General features: G+C 57.3%; 11 protein-coding genes and 1 pseudogene. 8 read left to right on the top strand and 4 right to left on the bottom strand.

Annotated elements, in window-relative coordinates; all coding sequences use genetic code 11:
* The first annotated feature begins 2 nt into the window (after positions 1 to 2).
* From rsmG to SFLMC1_RS07455, 4 genes are all read left to right on the top strand, one after another.
* Positions 3 to 740 (top strand): 16S rRNA (guanine(527)-N(7))-methyltransferase RsmG, encoded by a 738-nt coding sequence (rsmG, locus tag SFLMC1_RS07470; protein WP_226814275.1) that lies wholly within the window; start codon positions 3 to 5, stop codon positions 738 to 740.
* A 134-nt stretch (positions 741 to 874) separates the two neighbouring features.
* Positions 875 to 1,675 (top strand): ParA family protein, encoded by an 801-nt coding sequence (locus tag SFLMC1_RS07465; RefSeq protein ID WP_152074416.1) that lies wholly within the window; start codon positions 875 to 877, stop codon positions 1,673 to 1,675.
* Positions 1,668 to 2,573, top strand: a complete 906-nt coding sequence (locus SFLMC1_RS07460; protein WP_187323904.1) for a ParB/RepB/Spo0J family partition protein — start codon at positions 1,668 to 1,670, stop codon at positions 2,571 to 2,573. The genes SFLMC1_RS07465 and SFLMC1_RS07460 overlap by 8 nt, the downstream gene beginning before the upstream one ends.
* Positions 2,563 to 2,817 (top strand): hypothetical protein, encoded by a 255-nt coding sequence (locus tag SFLMC1_RS07455; RefSeq protein ID WP_152074415.1) that lies wholly within the window; start codon positions 2,563 to 2,565, stop codon positions 2,815 to 2,817. The genes SFLMC1_RS07460 and SFLMC1_RS07455 overlap by 11 nt, the downstream gene beginning before the upstream one ends.
* Before the next feature lie 198 nt (positions 2,818 to 3,015).
* On the opposite strand, the gene rlmN is transcribed toward SFLMC1_RS07455, so the two are convergent.
* Positions 3,016 to 4,068 (bottom strand): 23S rRNA (adenine(2503)-C(2))-methyltransferase RlmN, encoded by a 1,053-nt coding sequence (gene rlmN / locus SFLMC1_RS07450; RefSeq protein WP_152074414.1) that lies wholly within the window; start codon positions 4,066 to 4,068, stop codon positions 3,016 to 3,018.
* An 85-nt stretch (positions 4,069 to 4,153) separates the two neighbouring features.
* On the opposite strand from rlmN, the gene SFLMC1_RS07445 reads away from it, so the two are divergent.
* Entirely contained in the window at positions 4,154 to 5,119 is a 966-nt protein-coding gene (locus tag SFLMC1_RS07445; RefSeq protein WP_152074413.1) for a D-alanine--D-alanine ligase, read from the top strand.
* Positions 5,113 to 8,008 (top strand): annotated as a pseudogene (locus SFLMC1_RS07440) (helicase C-terminal domain-containing protein). Before SFLMC1_RS07445 ends, SFLMC1_RS07440 begins: the two are co-directional and overlap by 7 nt.
* On the opposite strand, the gene SFLMC1_RS07435 reads toward SFLMC1_RS07440, so the two are convergent.
* Complete coding sequence (locus tag SFLMC1_RS07435; protein WP_152074411.1) at positions 8,005 to 8,922, bottom strand: helix-turn-helix transcriptional regulator; 918 nt, start codon at positions 8,920 to 8,922, stop codon at positions 8,005 to 8,007. The pseudogene SFLMC1_RS07440 and the gene SFLMC1_RS07435 sit on opposite strands and share 4 nt — an antisense overlap.
* A complete protein-coding gene (locus tag SFLMC1_RS07430; protein ID WP_152074410.1) occupies positions 8,909 to 9,931 on the bottom strand; it encodes a helix-turn-helix transcriptional regulator in 1,023 nt (340 codons plus the stop codon). The genes SFLMC1_RS07435 and SFLMC1_RS07430 overlap by 14 nt, the downstream gene beginning before the upstream one ends.
* A 198-nt stretch (positions 9,932 to 10,129) precedes the next feature.
* Between SFLMC1_RS07430 and SFLMC1_RS07425 the strand changes: the two genes are divergently transcribed.
* Together SFLMC1_RS07425 and SFLMC1_RS07420 are read left to right on the top strand one after the other, a co-directional pair.
* The gene (locus SFLMC1_RS07425; protein WP_152074409.1) at positions 10,130 to 13,246 is read left to right on the top strand and encodes a hypothetical protein; all 3,117 of its coding nucleotides are present in this window, start codon (positions 10,130 to 10,132) and stop codon (positions 13,244 to 13,246) included.
* A 22-nt stretch (positions 13,247 to 13,268) separates the two neighbouring features.
* On the top strand, positions 13,269 to 13,487 hold the full coding sequence (locus tag SFLMC1_RS07420; RefSeq protein WP_152074408.1) for a hypothetical protein: 219 nt from the start codon (positions 13,269 to 13,271) through the stop codon (positions 13,485 to 13,487).
* A 65-nt stretch (positions 13,488 to 13,552) separates the two neighbouring features.
* Here the strand turns inward: SFLMC1_RS07420 and SFLMC1_RS07415 are convergent, their stop codons facing one another.
* Complete coding sequence (locus tag SFLMC1_RS07415) at positions 13,553 to 16,984, bottom strand: SpaA isopeptide-forming pilin-related protein (protein WP_152074407.1); 3,432 nt, start codon at positions 16,982 to 16,984, stop codon at positions 13,553 to 13,555.
* Positions 16,985 to 17,228 lie beyond the last annotated feature (244 nt).

Below are 17,228 nucleotides of genomic sequence, written 5' to 3'. Positions count from 1 at the left end.
TGTTGTTTGTACTTACTGATCAGCAGGTTGACGAGATGCAGCGTCATCTAACTTCTTATTGCAAAGAGTATTCCTTGAACGTAACTGATGTTGAGCTGAAGAAATGTATTCAGCATTTAGATTTGGTTCTGGAAACAAATAAGACAACCAATCTTACCCGTATTCTTAACGTAGAAGATGCTGTCGTACTTCATATCCTTGACTCACTTGTTTTGCTCCCCTATATCAATAAGGCTCCTGAGGGAGCTTTGCTCGATATGGGAACAGGTGCAGGCTTCCCTGGTATTCCGTTAACCATAACCACGCATCGTAAAGCTACTTATATTGACTCAGTTGGCAAGAAGGTTGATGCTGTCAATTCTTTTGTTCATGCTCTTGGATTGAAACATGCTCATGCGGTTCATGATCGACTTGAAGAATATGCTCGAAGCCATAAGAAGCAGTTCTCTGTCGTAACCGCCCGTGCACTGGCCCCTCTACCGATTCTTGTTGAGTATGCGGCTCCGTATCTCAAGGATGGAGGGTTATTTGTTATCACCAAGGGCAATCCATCGGATGAGGAACTTGCTTCGGGCATGTCAGCGGCTAAGATCTGCGGCTTCACTTTGCTTCTGAATGACACAATCGATTTGCCTGAGGGCTTGGGCCACAGGGAGTTCATTGTTCTTAAAAAGACTCATCCAGCATCCGTTTCATTGCCTCGTGCAAATGGCATGGCAAAGAAGAATCCGCTTGCCTAGATGTTTCACGTGAAACATAATGGATAGTAACAACTTGCAGTGTTTCACGTGAAACATGGCGGTTGATATCGAATCGGAATGTTTCACGTGAAACATCCTCCGTTTGACAGCTTTAATACACACCAGGAGGGACCGTGGGATTTCGCGACGTTAAGCGTTCGAAGAGCGCAAAATACACGCGTATCATTGCAATCATCAACCAAAAAGGGGGCGTCGGTAAGTCAACGACGGCTGTAAACCTTGCAGCAGCACTGGGTGAGCAAGGTCGCAAGACACTGATTGTCGATTTTGATCCACAGGGAAATAGCACCAGCGGATTTGGAATTGAAAAGGAAGACCTTGAACACTGCATCTATGATGCATTGCTGAATGATGTGCCGGCAGAGTCGCTTGTTCTTGATACAAATTGCAAAAAGGTATTCGTTATTCCGGCTACAATTCAGCTTGCGGGCGCCGAAATTGAGCTCGTAAGCGCAATTGCTCGTGAAACTCGCCTTAAAGATTTGCTTGAGCCGATTCAGGAAGAGTTCGATTTTATTTTCATTGACTGTCCCCCTTCACTTGGCTTGCTTACCATCAACGCTTTGACCGCAGCAGATAGCGTTTTGATTCCGATCCAGTGCGAGTATTACGCACTCGAGGGAGTAACGAAGCTGCTTGAGTCAATGAAGATGGTCAAATCACGTCTGAACAAGGGCTTAGACACTTACGGCGTGCTTATGACCATGTATGACTCGCGTACTTCCCTGTCGAATCAAGTTGTTGAGGAGGTTCAATCGTACTTTGGTGATAAGGCGTTTAAGACATTGATTCCTCGTACGGTTAAAATCTCCGAAGCTCCGTCTTTTGGAGAACCGGTAATTACCTATGCGCCTCAAAATAAGGGTGCAAAAGCGTATATGAACCTTGCAAAAGAGGTGATCAAGCGTGCCTAGTGCAAAGAAGCGTGGGGGATTGGGACGTGGACTCAACGCTTTGGTCTCAGAGGCTGAATACGAGACCGGTGGCTCGTCCGCATCGGCTTCAAATGCCGCATCTGAAATAAAACTGCCTATTGAAGATATCGTTCCCAACCCTAATCAGCCGCGAATTCACTTTAATGAAACTGAACTTCGCGAGTTGAGCGAGTCAATCCAAGAACATGGCGTTTTGCAGCCGCTTTTGGTTCGCAAGCATGGAAACGGCTATGAGATCATCGCTGGTGAGCGTCGTTACCAGGCGTCAAAGTTCGCTGGTCTTGAGGAACTGCCTGTCATCATTAAAGATGTTAATGATGAGGAGATGCTGGCTCTTGCTCTTATCGAAAACCTTCAGCGTTCTGATCTAAATCCTGTTGAAGAAGCTAAGGGGTATCGTCAACTCATCGATGCCAGCGGTATGACCCAGGAAGCCTTGTCAAAGGCAGTGAGTAAGTCGCGCTCTGCAATTACAAACTCACTGCGCCTCCTCGATCTGCCCGAGGTCGTTCAGCAAATGATATTTGAGGGTAAGCTTACCGCTGGCCATGCACGTGCGATTCTTGCAGTTCCCTATGAAGATGCAAGGATTCGACTTGCTGAGAAGGTTGTTGCAGAGGGCCTTTCCGTAAGGGCGACAGAAAATCTTGCTCCGTTGTTTTCTGCCGGAGAGACGCCAAGGACTCCAAGGCCAGCAACACCTCAGTCATTCAAAAAAGCTGCTCGAGTCCTTCGTCAAGTATTTAACACGAATGTACGTGTGAAGAGCTCGCGTGGCAAGAATAAAATTGAAATCGAGTTCAAGGACGAAGAGGAGCTCTCCCGTATCCTTGGCGAAATGATTCAATTTGGGCAGGAGGATCAGGATGAAGAATAAGATTCTCGCGGCCATTGCGTTGGCAACCATTGTCGCGGCTGGTGCTTTTGCTAGCTATAAGCTTGCAACAGATGATGAACTTCGCGGTCGACTGCTGCGCGGAGCTCAGGATATCGTCGATACATCTAAGAAGAAAATGGATGTGATGACCGAAGATGTCGCCATGCGCACTGCACAGGTGACTAAGAATCCCAAGATCAACCAAGACTGGGTTACCCACCAGTGGGAAAATGTTGGTTATTAGGTACCTAACAATTACTTGCCTTTTTTGATGGGGCCCTTGTCTGATTCATCAGATAAGGGCCCTTTATGTTTGCGATAAAACTAAGCTTGCGTAAATCAAATCCAATAGTATGAATACAGATGAAGCAGCCCCGGTTGCATTATCTGCAACCGGAGCTGTCGGATGTTTCACATGAAACGTTATGGGGTGCAGACTCCCCTATGCGTTCTTCTGGACCTTGAAACGTTGCTTCAGCTGACCGCAGGCGGCATCAATATCATTGCCGCGAGAATTACGGATCGTGGTCTCGATGCCACGAGACTCAAGGCGGCGCTGAAGATCCTCGACCTTATGAATCGGCGACGGCTTGAGCGGGCTGCCCTCAATGTCGTTAAGCTGGATCAAGTTGACGTGACACAGCGTTCCCTCGCAGAAGTCGCAGAGCGCCTGCATCTCGGGATTCGTATCGTTGACGCCTTCGATCATGGCATACTCATAGGTCGGGCGGCGCCCAGTCTTCTCGGTGTAGAGCTGAAGCGCCTCGTGCAGGCGGAGCAGCGTGTACTTCTTAACACCGGGCATGAGCTTGTTGCGGGTGGACTGGATGGCGGAATGCAGGGAAACGGCAAGCGTGAACTGCTCGGGGATGTCGGCAAATTTGCGAATACCGGGAATAACACCGCTCGTGGAGACGGTGAGGTGGCGGGCTCCGATACCGATGCCGTCCGGGTCGTTGAGGATTCGGAGGGCCTTGAGAACCTCGTCATAGTTAGCAAAGGGCTCGCCCTGACCCATGAAAACGACGCTTGTAGCACGCTCGCCAAAGTCAGTGGATACATGAAGTACCTGGTCAACGATCTCTTGGGCGGTCAGCGAGCGCTTGAGGCCGTTGAGGCCGGTAGCGCAAAAAGCGCAACCCATGCCGCAGCCGGCTTGGGTGGACACGCAGACAGAAAGCTTGTTACGACGGGGCATGCCTACGGTCTCGACGGAAATGCCGTCGTGGTACTCAAGCAGATACTTGCGAGAGCCATCTTTGGATACCTGCTTGGCGAGCTCAGTCGGCGTGTCAAAGGCAAAAGCCTCTTTAAGCTGCTCGCGGAAAGCCTTGGGAAGATTGGTCATATCGTCAAACGAACAAACGTTCTTCTCAAAGACCCATTCGATGAGCTGCTTCGCGCGGAAAGCGGGCTGGCCGAGATCTGCCACGAGCTCGCGAATATCGTTTTGGCTCAAGTCGCGAATGTCCTGAGATTTAGTCCTGGGATTCATGGAAGCCTTTCGATTTTGGGGAAACGTAGAGGGTATCGCTACAATATGGTATCAGCTGCAGAAATTATAGAGGAGGAGTCTGCCCATGCCGGGTAAAAGCCTAGAGAACATGCACGTAGCGGTCTTGGCGGGCGGTCATTCCGCTGAGCGCGAGATCTCACTCAATTCGGGAAAGAACGTCGTGGCGGCCTTGAAGGAGGCCGGCTACACTTCGGTGGAGCTGCTCGACACAGCTGCCGATGATTTTATGGTAACCATGGCGACCGGTGGCTTTGACGTGGCGTTTATCGCCATGCACGGTGCCGGCGGCGAGGATGGTGCCATGCAGGGTGCCATGGAGACCCTGGGTATCCCCTACACGGCCTCGGGCGTGCTTGCCAGCGCCTGCGGTGCCGACAAGGAGGTCTCTAAGATCCTGTACGCCAAGGCGGGCATTCCCATTGCCCCCGGCTTGGCGATTGAGTCGGGCGATGAGATCGATATCGATCACATTGTCGAGGTTTGTGGCGAGCGCTGCTTTGTGAAGCCGGCCGTAAATGGTTCCAGCTATGGCATTTCCCTGGTCCATGAGCCCACCGAGCTGCCCGCGGCAATCGCCAAGGCGTTTAAGTACGGCGACAAAGTGCTGGTCGAGAAGTGCATCGAGGGCACCGAGATAACCGTCGGCGTATACGGCGAAGATGACGTGCGTGCTCTGCCGATTGTCGAGATCCGTAAGCCCGAGGACTGCGAGTTCTACGACCTGGACGTGAAGTATGTGGACCCCGCGGATATCCATCGCATTCCGGCACAGATTTCGCCCGAGAACTACGCTCGCGCCCAGGAGCTCGCCTGTGCTGCCCATAAGGCACTCGGCTGCCTGGGTATCTCGCGCAGCGACTTTATCGTGAGCGAGGATGGCCCCGTCATCCTCGAGACCAACACGATTCCCGGCATGACCGATATGTCGCTGTATCCGGATGAGATTCGCCACACCGATGACATGACGTTCCCGCAGGTCTGTGACAGTCTGATTCGTATGGGACTTCGTCGAGCGGGCACTGCATGCTAATCGAGGACGCTGTTTCGTCGGGAACGCCACAGTTTGTCATCGATTCCTACGCCACGCTTGCCGAGCGTGCCAAAACCCAATCGTTTGGTCTCATCGAGGAAGATGTTATCGTCCTCGATACCGAGACCACGGGTCTTTCGGTGCAGGACAACGAGCTTATCGAGATATCGGCGGCCCGCCTTTCTGGCCGCGAGGTTGTCGATCGGTTCGATACCTTCGTGCATCCCAAGCAGCTGATCCCCACCGAGATTACCGAACTCACGAGCATTACAAACGCCGATGTGGTGGATGCCCCATCGGCCGTCGATGCCGTGGCCGCTCTCGCCGATTTTGTCGGCGGCTGCCCGGTGATTGCGCATAACGCCACCTTTGACCGTTCGTTTATCGAGTCGGTCAAGGGCGGTGTCAACGTCAGCGACATCTGGATCGACTCGCTGGCACTGTCGCGCATCGCGCTGCCGCGCCTTGCCTCGCATAAGCTGTCTTTCATGGCCGACCTGTTTGGCTGCGACTCGGTGTCGCACCGCGCCAACGCCGATGTCGACGCCCTGTGTGGTGTGTGGCGCGTGTTGCTCGTGGCGCTCACCGACTTGCCTCAGGGCTTAATGGCGCGCCTGGCCGACATGCACCCCGACGTACCCTGGTCCTATCGTCCCATCTTCTCGTTCTTGGCGGGACAGAACCCCGGCTCCATCTTCTCTCTCAGCGCCGCCCGTGCCGACGTACTCAAGGCCGATCGGGCAGATGATCGCGTTGATGCGGACGAGCTACCGGTCCTTAAGATGCCGAGCCGTGAGGAAATCGAGGCGGACTATGCTCCGGGCGGTCTGGTTAATCGCATGTATCCCACGTACGAGCCGCGCGATGAACAGATCGCGATGGCGCTCGAGGTCCGTGACGCACTCGTTACGGGAACGCATCGCCGTGATTGAGGCGGGGACGGGCGTCGGCAAGTCGATGGCTTACCTGGTGCCTTTTGCCGAGGCCGCGCGCCGCAACAACATCACGGTTGGCATCGCGACTAAATCGAATAATCTTGCCGACCAGCTCATGTATCATGAGCTGCCCAAACTTGCCGAGCAGCTGGACGGGGGTCTATCGTTTTGCGCCCTCAAGGGCTATGACCACTATCCATGCTTGCGCAAGCTTGAGCGCATGAGCCGCGGCCAAGTCGAAATTACGACTAAGCGTGATCCTGCCGACACGCTTACGGCAGTCGCGGTCATCATGGCGTACGTGTGTCAGTCGGCCGATGGCGACCTCGACTCGCTCGGCATTCGCTGGCGCAGCGTCAACCGTCCCGACTTTACGACGGCGTCGCGCGAGTGCGCCCGTCGCCTATGCCCGTTTTTCCCCGATAAATGTTTGGTCCACGGCGCTCGCCGCCGTGCGGCGCATGCCGATGTGGTGGTCACCAACCATTCCCTGCTGTTCCGCAATGTCGCGGCCGAGGGCAGAATCTTGCCTCCGATTCGTCATTGGGTAATCGACGAGGCCCATTCCATCGAGCGCGAGGCGCGCCGTCAATGGGCGCGCGTGGTGTCGGCGGATGAATCGCGCGTTCTGTTTGAGCGCCTGGGTGGCTCGAGCTCCGGTGCGCTGAGCCAGGTTTCCCGCGATTTGGCAACCTCGGAGGGCTCTACGCTCTACCTGGGCCTTACTGCCAAGGCGACGTCGACGGTTGTACGTGCGAGCATGGCGATTGCCGATGTGTTTGACGGCGTTCGCGAGCTTGGCCGCCGTGCCCGCGGGGGCTATGACAATGCGAATCTATGGATTGGCCCCGAGCTGCGCGAATCTGACGACTGGCATGATTTCTTACAGCCGGCCTGCACTGCCATCGACGCATTGGAACAAGCGGACAAGAGTGTCGACGCGCTCGTGCAGTCCGTTGCCGCCGACAAGCCCGAGGTCGTTGTGGACTTGGGTGATATCTCGCGCCGCCTGCACGAGCTGGCCGAGAACCTCAAACTCATCATTGATGGCACCGATGAACACTACGTGTATTCGCTGCAGGTCAATCGCAGGCTGCGTGCCGGCGGAGAGTCAATGACCGCGGAGCGCATCGACATTGGCGAGGCCTTGGCAACCGAGTGGCTGCCCGAGGTCCACACGGCTATCTTTGCTTCGGCGACCATGACGGTTTCCAAGAGCTTTGAGCACTTTAACCACGCCGTCGGCCTCGATCGCATCGGTGCATCGACATCATCGTCGCTGCACTTGGATTCGAGCTACGACTTCGATTCGAATATGGCCGTGGTCGTGGCTGGGGATATCCCCGATCCGCGCGATCGTGAGAGCTATCTTACGGCGCTCGAGCGCGTGCTGGTCGACGCCCATCTTGCCATGGGCGGCTCGGTGCTCACGCTGTTCACCAACAGGCGTGACATGGAGGAGCTGTACGCCCGCGTCGAGCCCAAGATGGCCCGTGCTGGTCTGGAACTCAACTGCCAGCAGCGTAACTCGTCTCCGCGTCGTCTACGCGACCGGTTTATCAACGAACCGACCTCGTCGCTCTTTGCACTTAAGGCCTTTTGGGAGGGGTTTGACGCCAGCGGCGAGACGCTGCGCTGCGTCATCATCCCCAAATTGCCGTTCTCGAGCCCCACGGACCCGCTCTCATGCGAGCGCAATCTGCGCGAAGACCGCGCTTGGGCGCGCTATTCGCTGCCCGAGGCCGTGCTCGAGGTCAAGCAGGCAGCCGGTCGCCTCATTCGATCATCGACCGATTGTGGCGTACTCATCTTGGCCGACCCGCGCCTGGTGACGAAGGGCTACGGTAAGAAGTTCTTAACGTCGCTGCCCACGAGCTCCTATCAGCGCATCGAATCGGCGCAGATCGGGCACTATTTGCAACTGTGGCGCCAGGCGCATGAACGGCGCCGCTAAAGCGGACAGACGAGGGATTTTGCCATATCGCACAGACGCTCTGACAGGGCGGGGTCATCCAAGATGCGGATGGCCCCGCCCGCTGCGATTACCTGGCTTAACAGCCAGCGCTCGGAGCCGTAGCGCACATTCACTGTTGAGCTGTCCGCCCCATTGGGTTCAATCGACATGATGCCGGGCCAGTCTAGGCGCTCTGCCAAGGCGCGCGGCATGAGAAGCTTCGCGCTCCGCTCCGCCTGGGCGAGGGAGTCATGGAGGGTCGCGGGTTCCGGTGCGTGGCGCACGACGGAGTCATCGGTCAAGACCAGGTCCTCGATTTTATCCATGCGATAGGTACGCTGTTCATCGACCGCGACATCCCAGGCAATCAGATACGTTTGGTCGCCGTTTGTTGTGATACGCAAGGGGTCGACCAAGCGCTCGCGCGCTTGCGTGTCATCCATCGAGCGATACGAGATGCGGCAGCGAACGCCGTCCCGAATGGCGCAGCTCAGCTGCTGCCAGTGCGATCCGTGGGCGACGGTGTCAAAGACGCGCTGGTTGTAGCCGAGCTCTTTGGGAAGAAGTGCGCGCCGAATTCGAGCCGCCGCTTGGGGTTCGATCCCCAATGATTCAAGTTCATGGTTGAGCACAGCGCCCTCGGCGGCACTCAGACGCAGCGGTAGCACGCGCCCCGCATCACCGGTGAGGACCACGCACTGGCCGCGGTGTTCGCAGATAATACGTGCGCCCGATTCTCGGTCCGCAAGCGTCGAGACGATCTCGAGAACCTCGTCGAGCGATGCCCCCGTGATATCAAAGCGGCCGCAAAGCTCGTCTCGTGTCATGCCATTCTCGCCGGCGGCGTAGAGGGCCTCCATGATGTCGATGGCGCGCGAGAGTCTTTGCTCGCTGGTGAGTTTACGCACGGGCATGCTCGTGCACCGTCCTTTCGATGAGGTGATTCCACGCCTGTTTGAGAGAATCGGGGGCGACGGGCCTCATGCCATCCATGGCATGGGCCATGCAAAACGAGGCTGCGGCCTCAAAGTCGCGCACGTCAACGGTCCAAGTCCAACCTGCTTCGGTGCGCATGAGTTCGCCTCGTCCGCGTGTGAGACCGCTGATCATATCGGCCTGCGCTTCACGCGCGAACGAGAACGTAGCCGCAACAGGCGGGCGGTCGGCAAAATCGAACTCAAAGAATAAGTAATCGTTGAGGTTGAAATCCGCAGGGATGGCGTAGGCTTTCGAAGGTCTCCAGGCGCGAATGATGCGGTCGCAGCGGAATGTTCTGATATTGTCGGTGGCATTGTCGAGGCCGCAGAAGTATGCCGCGCCCTCGCGCTCGAACATGCCGTAGACGCAAACGGTCCGTTCGCGTTGCTCGCCGCGTCCGTTTTGGTACAAAAAGCGCAGCGCGCAACGCTCGGCAAAGGCACTCCATACCGCATCGACGGCGGGAGAGCGGCGGATCGGTGCCTCTCCTGTCGCCGACGTGCCGGTGAGGTAGGCAATCTTGGAGCGAATGTCGGCAAGCGGTGCGGCAAAGATGGATGAGCCTGCCGCGAGTGTCTGGTCGATGGCATTGAGCAGGATGTCGGCATCGTCTGCGGTGATGAGACCGCCCGCGGCAAACGTGTGCTCGCGGTCGATCGTCCACGCGCTCTCCTCGGTTTCCTGCGCTCCGGCAGCACGAACCTCCCTGATAACGATGCCGCGTTCGAGCAGCTTATCGCGATCGCGGCGGAACTTACGCTTGTCTGAGTCGATATTGCCCGAGCCGTATCCCAAATCGGAATCCAGGACGATTTGCTCGGTCGTCAGCGGTTCGGGAGAGCTGTTGAGTACAAAGAAAAGGTTGAGGATGCGCTGAGCCGTTTTATCGAAACCGGGCTCGGGTGCCCCCTTTTTAATTGTCGCGGTCGCGTCGCTTGCCGTCATAGAATCCTCGCATGAGAAGGTCGTTTGATGCCATGATTTTAGTCCGATATGGAGATTAGGCTATATCCTTGTCCGCTCGCGGCGTTAAGATGGCCGGAATTCGGTCGTTTGCGCTCGCTCGGGGTATACTTTCGACTATATACGGTTCTAATGTGCATACATTGGGCCTATTTGTCGGATTATGGATGTGGAGCGCACATGGCGAACACCCAGAACTATATTAACCACCTGCTGCAGAACACCGGCATTACGCCGGCGTGCAGTGAAGAAGAGCGCCTGGCTGCCGAGGATATCGCTCAGATTTTCCGCAACCACGGCTTTGACCCCGAGGTGCAGGAATTTAATGCTCCCGCGCCCAGCAGGTTGGCGTTTGCCGTTACCGGTATTCTGGCGTTTGCCGGCGCCCTGCTGATGGGTGTCGGTGGCGGTATCGGCTTGGTCGGCACCTTGCTGGCCATTGTCGGCGCCGTGCTCTACGTGCTCGAGCGCACGGGGCATCCCGTGGTTTCGCGCCTGGGAAAGACCGGTGTGAGCCAAAATGTCATCGCCTATCACAAGGCCTCGGGCCCGCTTGCGTCTCCGCGCAACCGCCCGGTCGTCGTGGTAGCGCACTATGATTCCCCCCGTGCCGAGCTCCTTGCTCGCGAGCCCTACGCTCCGTACCGCGCGCTCATCGCCAAGCTCTTGCCTGTCGCCACGATCGCACCCGCGGCTGTCGCCATCCTGCGTATCCTGCCGCTCCCCGGCGTGCTCAAGGTCCTGCTGTGGGTTGTCGCGATTCTGGCTTCCCTTGTGGCGCTGGCCAACGCCGCCAATATCATCTCCAACCGTTTTGTGCTTCCCTACACGTCTGGCGCGGTGTGCAACAAGTCCTCTGTCGCCGCCATGCTCGGTGTCATGGACAACGTTGCCCCCTATCAGGGCGAAAACGAGTTCCCCGACGACATCCCATTCGATACCTATTTTGGCGAGCAGAAGCGTCGCGCCGAGGAAATGGCGCGCGCGGCGGCCGAATATGCCGCGGCCCAGCAGCAAAACGACTACGGAAACACCATTGAATATGAGGAGCCTTCCTGCGACGAGGACGAGTTTGGCCAGCCGTCGGCGTCTGTCGATGTACCCGAGCAGGACGAGGCTTTTGATGGACAGATCGATGGTTTTGAGGGTGCCTCTGACGACGAGACGCTGATCGGCGTTGTCGCGCCCGAGGCTCAAGACCAGACTGCCCAGGCCGAAGTGTCCAATGAGGAAAAGTCCTCCGCCGAGCCGGCGGAGGAGCCCACAGTGGTCGAAGTCGCCGAGCCCAAGCCCAGGCTCTATCGCAATGCCGCCGGCAATATCCGCTTTGGTTCGGATGCCATCCGTGCGCTCGGCATGCTCCCCGAGTCCTGCACGCTCGATTACGAAGAGGGCGAGGAGCCGACGTTTGAGCCGGAGCCTGCTCCCGCGGCCAATACGGCTGTTGCTCCCGCCGAGCCGGTCGCTGCCCCTGTTGCTGCCACGGAGTCTGACGCAAAGACCGCACTCGATCCTGCAGCCGGTCTGGATATTCTGGCGCCTGCCGCTCCGGCACAGGTTGAAGACGAGACCGCCGACGAAGACTATGACGAGTATCCGCAGCGCGTGTCCTATGAGAGTGACACCGATTTCTCGGCCGAGCTTCCCTCGACAACGCCCCATGCCGATATCGCTTCCGCGTTCTCTTCGATTGGTGCCAGCGCTTCTAGCTTCTTTAAGGGTGCCCTTGCGAAGGGCAAGAAGTTCGTCGACGACTTTGAGGAAAAGCGCGCCGCTGCCCGCGAGGCCGCCGAGCGGGAGGCCATCGCCCAGCAGCAGGCCGCCGAGGCCGAGCGTGAGCGTGCGGCACGGGAGTTCGAGCGGAGCGAGGCCGCGCAGCCGGAGCCTGTCGATGTTACCGACGCCACGACGTCTTTCGAGACTCCGCAGCCGACATCCGCTGACGTTTCCGCGGCTGCGACGTCCTCTGAGGCGCAGCAGCCGGTCGATGGCACCATGTCATTTGATGCCACGATGACGTTTGAAAAGCAGGGCACCGCAATTGCCGAGTCCCTTCCCATCTCTGATGATGCCCAGGCTGCCGCCGATGATTCGGTTGTCGACGAGGCCGATTCCGTTGAGGCCAGCGCACCCGAGCAGGTCGGGGCTTCTGCTATGGAGCAGGAGCCCCCTGCGGTTGACGAGGCTCCCAAGACGGATGAGCCCAGGCCTTATTCTACGCAGATCTTTACCATGCCCGCGCCGAGCGACCCCGGTGCCACGGTGGCCAATATCGCTCCCACGCAAGACGAGACAGTTGACTCCCTCATGGCGCAGATTTCGTCTCAGGTACCTCCGCGCCAGCAAATGAATATCCCCGATCCGGCCTCAGCGCCTGCGCCCTCTTCGTCACCACTGGCCTCGGTCCCCGATCCGTCGCTGCCTTCGATGCAACAGGCCAACGCCGCGTCCCGCACGTCGCTGTTCGATCTTCCCGATCCTTCGGCACAGACAAATGATCCCTTTGCGACGGCGCAGGGCCCCGAGCCCACATCGGCACCGGTCGCGACCCCCATACCCATCTCCCCGGGTGCACAGCCGCTCGAGACCATCTCGGCTCCTACTTCGACGGGCGCCAAGCCGCAGAAGCGTGGCCTGGGCGGCTTGTTCGGCCGCAAAAAGAAGAACGAGCAGGACAGCATGAGCGACTGGTTGGGCGTCGAGGACGATTACGATGCCAAGAAGTCTGGCCGCGGCATTGGCTCGTGGGATAACTTCGAGGATGACGACGACGGCTGGAAGGGCGGCGCCACCTCTTCCGATGGTGCCTCTGCCGAGGATATGCTCTCGGCCGTTGCCTCCATGGGTGACGATGAGCTGCTCGGCCACGATATCTGGTTCGTCGCAACGGGCGCGTCCGATTGCGACGGCGCCGGCATGAGGGCGTTTTTGGCCTCGCATCGTGACAAGCTCCGCGGTGTGTTCTTCATCAACCTCGAGTCTATCGGTGCCGGCAGGCTTTCGGTGGTAACGGTCGAGGGAGAGCAGCAGCTGTTTAAGGGCGATCGCCGCATCATGAATCTTGTCAGCAAGGTGTGTAAGTCGTTCCACGTCGATTGCGGTGCATTCGAGATGCCCTATGCAAAAACCGATGCATCCGCAGCGCTCGAGGCGAGCCGTCGCGCCCTTACGATCGCCGGTGTGGACGGCCCGCGCCTTGCCTGCGCTCGCACCGAGGATGACCTGCCGTACAACGTCAATCCGACCAATATCGCTACGGTGTCCGAGGTCGTGACCGAGGTCATTCGTCGTTCGTAGACAGATCCGCTAAGGAGTCAGCGTGTTTTCGTACATCAAGCGCCATTGGCCCATCTATCTGATTTTGACCCTGATCGCTATCGCATTGGGTTTTGGGGCCGCGTATGTCGTCGGCGTTAAGGGATCGACGCCCGAGACAACAATGAACAAAGAGGTGGACCAAGAGCAAAGTTTGGGCGCCGACGGTATTTCCGAGTCCGATCAGGCGGCCATCGATGGCGGTTCGTCATCTGCTGAATAGCCGATTCATCGTTTATGCCCAAGGCGGGTGAGCCGGGAGACTGGCTCGCCCGCTTTTTCATCGTGCTAGCGCTTCTTTATGGCCGACCTAAGGCGAGCGAACCATATGGCTGCAGTGCCCGAGGTCAGGAGTGCGGTGATGCATGCGGCGACGGCAACAGATCCTGTTGCCGGCAGGTTTTGAGGCCGGGCGCACCGTTGGATGACGCGGTCCTCATCATGTGCCTCGAGTTTATCGCCACCGCCGTTGCGGCAAAGATCGACGCGCGCGCTGTTGACAAGTGCGGTTTGGGGCGTATAGGACGACGTCGCCTGCATATGCACGACTGCGCCTCGGGCATCCGAGTTAAGGGCCGCCTTGGCATCGTCAAGATCATCGTGCTCGTCTTTGAGATCGTCGCGGGTCCAAGAGCCCGCCTCGCTTCTGGTTGTAAAGTCGGCGGCTACCGCACCGTATTCAAAACGGATGCCCGTGATGACGACGTCGTCTGTAAGATCAATCTCTTTCGTATCGAGCGTGACAGACTTGTCCGTCGGGATATCTGCTTTCCATAGGTGCCACCCGTCGTAATCGACGAGACGCACACCGTCGCCCAGCAGCTTTGTAACCTCGTCCGTTTCGAGCCATGGATTGCGATGCCCGTCGTCAAGCGTTGCATTGGCCTCCTTGCCCGAATCGCTTGTTCCTGCCGGAGATGTTCGATACCACACGTTGCACAGCCCGTTGAGGTCGCCGATGGCGACGGGGGTTTCAACTGAGACGAATCTCGCTGTATCGTCCTCGGCACACTCAAGATCATCGGTAATTGTGAACTCATCAACCCAGGTAGCTGAATCGTTTCTGGCGTCGATGGTATAGGAGAAAAGTCCATCCGTATTGGTTTGCGTCGCGGCGCGATTTTTACCATCGCCGTTGGCCAGCAGACCCTTCCCGATAGGTTGGACAAGCTCCTGACGCTTGTCGACCTGTCCTTTGATCTCGATGGGCGCATCCTTCATAGCGACGGATTGGACTTCTCCCGTATCCTTTATTTCAAACGTTATCTCCTCGGCAAGGTCATAGGTCCGCGGAGACATCATTTCGCGCAACGAGTAGGTGCCGGGTGCAAGATGTTCGACGCGGTGCGGCTTGTCAGATGAGGTCCAGGAGTCGATTTCGGTTTTATCGGGACCATATAAGGTGAGCCGTGCGCCTTCCACTTCCTGTTCACCGCTTGCATCGACCTTGGAAATATCAACCTTGGTGTAATCGTCGGATACGTTAAGCCGTGCTTCCACAACGGGTGTTTTCTGGTCGGCATAAGTAAGGTCGACAATATGGGATGTCCGATCGAGTAAGAAGCCTGTCGGCGCTTGAGTCTCGAAAACCTCGTAGCGTGCGGTGCCAGATCCCAGCGGGAGGTTGTCCGCGCATGCTTCTCCGGTTTCATCAGTCGTGACGGTCGCGACGGTCTCACCACCGACCGCGGCGATACCACCGTCGGGACGCACGATATCACCCGAGGCACGGATCTCAAAGATGGCGCCCGCGAGGCTGCTGCCGTCCACGGCATTGGTTTTAACGATCCTGATGTTTCCGGTCGCGGCGCGGTCATAATACGAGGCGATTGCGACGGGTGTTAGGTTTATGTCGGCGGGTATGTTTACCTCGATCTCTTCGCCGACAAGATAGGGCTCTTTGGCCGAGGTTTCGCGTACATAATAGGTGCCCGGCACGAGCGATTCGGGCAGTGTGACGGTGCCCGTCGCATCGGTCGTAAAGGTGTTCATTACGTTATGTGCTGGATACCAGCATGTTTGCGAGACAGGTTTGTGATTGCTGTCGAGTAGTTGGAAGGTAAATCCGGCTAGGGGAACAGAGGCGCCTGTTTGGGCATCACGTTTTACAATCTGGAGATGTGTCGACAGGGCGTGGTTGTCCACGATATATTGAAGCTCGGCGCCGTCGGAAATCTGGTTGGCCCCGATGGTCCATTCCCCTGCTTGCTTAAATCCTTCAGGGACCGTTTTTGCAACCTCGCGAACGGTGTAGCCCGCGCGGTCGTAGGGAATGGCACCGTGAGCGCCGGCGGGTCGCTTGCCTGCGCCAAACCATGCTTCGGGCTGGTCTTTGGTGGAGGCAAAGCCGTAAACGTTTGTGGTCAACGTACCGACGACTTGTTGAGAGCTATTGCTGACAACTTCAAAGACGACGCCTCCCGCCGGCTGTTCAAGGCCGGACTCATCGTTATTGCCATGGTCCTTAAACTTCGAGATTTCAAGGTCAAAGGCGATGGGGGTGTTGGGAATACGGCTTTCAAGCTCAACGATGCCCGTATCTCCGAGTTGCTCGGCACCGACGGTGTAGCTCCAACAGTCGTTTGAAATCAGGTAGCCCTCGGGTGTTTTCGATTCGTAGATGGTAAAAGTGCCCAGAGGAACGTCATTGAGGATCGCCCGTCCGTTTTCGTCGGTCGTAAGGGTGCGAGTCCAGCCGGGAGTGGATTGCGAGACGCAGGTGAATTCAGCGCCCGCAAGCGATGCCCCAACTTGGGCGCCGGCATCCGTGGCGGCATCGATTTTTGCAATACGCAAGGTGATGGTGCCGGGCTGCTCGTTAATAGTGACATGTTCGCCGCTGTTTTGTGTGGTGAAGGCTATTCGGTCGCTTCGAGGGATATAGCCTGCCGGGGCTTTGGTTTCGACCAAGTAATATGCCGTATTGGGCAAAAGTGTTGCTTGTGCACGCCCGTTTTCGTCCGTCTGGATAGTGCCGACACGTGCATCGCCCGCACTTTCAAAGATATCGAAGGTTGCGCTACCGAGTCTGTAGGTGTCGTTACCGGCGGTGATGTCAGCCTGGGACGATTGTTTTTGGAAAGATACGGAGACGGCGGGCAGAACATAGAGCATGTCCTGGTGTCGACCCTCGCTCGAGACCGGGCCGTGATAACGCCTGGCTCGATGTGGGGCCGCCTTAATGGATCCGGACTTAGCGCTGTCGTAGAGCCAACGTGCAGCCGCTACGGCCTCGGCGTTTTCGTAAAACCTACCGCTCCTGACAACTCCCTTGCTATTTGTATACGAATAGGTGCCATCGGGGTGCGTGGTTCCGTTGAGCATCCACACGGCAATTTGGGTGGCGGCACGGGCGAGATCGGGCGACAGATTGTGGCCGCCAAAGGATGTGCTGGAGGGGTACCCGTGACAGACGATTGCGGCAAATTCGTCATCGAGCCATGTCCAGCCCTGGTCATATGTGCGCCATGGTCCTCCCGGCTTGCTGGGGCCGGGGCAGTCTTGATTCATGCAGTACGAAATCGAAGTGTCCTGTGCCTCGTATTTTCCGACACCGAAGGGGCCGCAACCGTCGCTTATGGTGCGGAAATTAAGGGCATCACTCCCGTCGACGGCGAGTGCGGCCCCTGGGATCAGGCAACCGATCAGAAAAAAGAGGAGCAGGAGCAGCGGACCTGTTGCGATTGCGCTGTGGACAGAGTGCGTGGGTGCGTTGGACATGGCTGCTCCTTATCCCTCGTGCGCCGCACGGGGAGGCCGCGGCGCTTGGGATGAGGCTACCGCCATGGTTCATGTGGGTAAGTACCAGAAGCTGACCAAAAGCTTGCCCGATTTCTGACAAATCGGGCTCAAATACAACAATCAGATAAAAGCGCAGGTAGAGGTAAATGAGAAAGGACCCCCACGGGTCCTCGTCTCCATATCTTTATGAAGTTATGGAAATAATTTCATAAATTAAACAAGA

Origin of the sequence: Collinsella aerofaciens (assembly GCF_901212495.1) — a bacterium.
GTDB classification, from domain to species: domain Bacteria; phylum Actinomycetota; class Coriobacteriia; order Coriobacteriales; family Coriobacteriaceae; genus Collinsella; species Collinsella aerofaciens_H.
The sequence above is the reverse complement of the archived record's forward strand: the minus strand, read 5'-3'. Positions and strand labels throughout refer to the sequence as shown.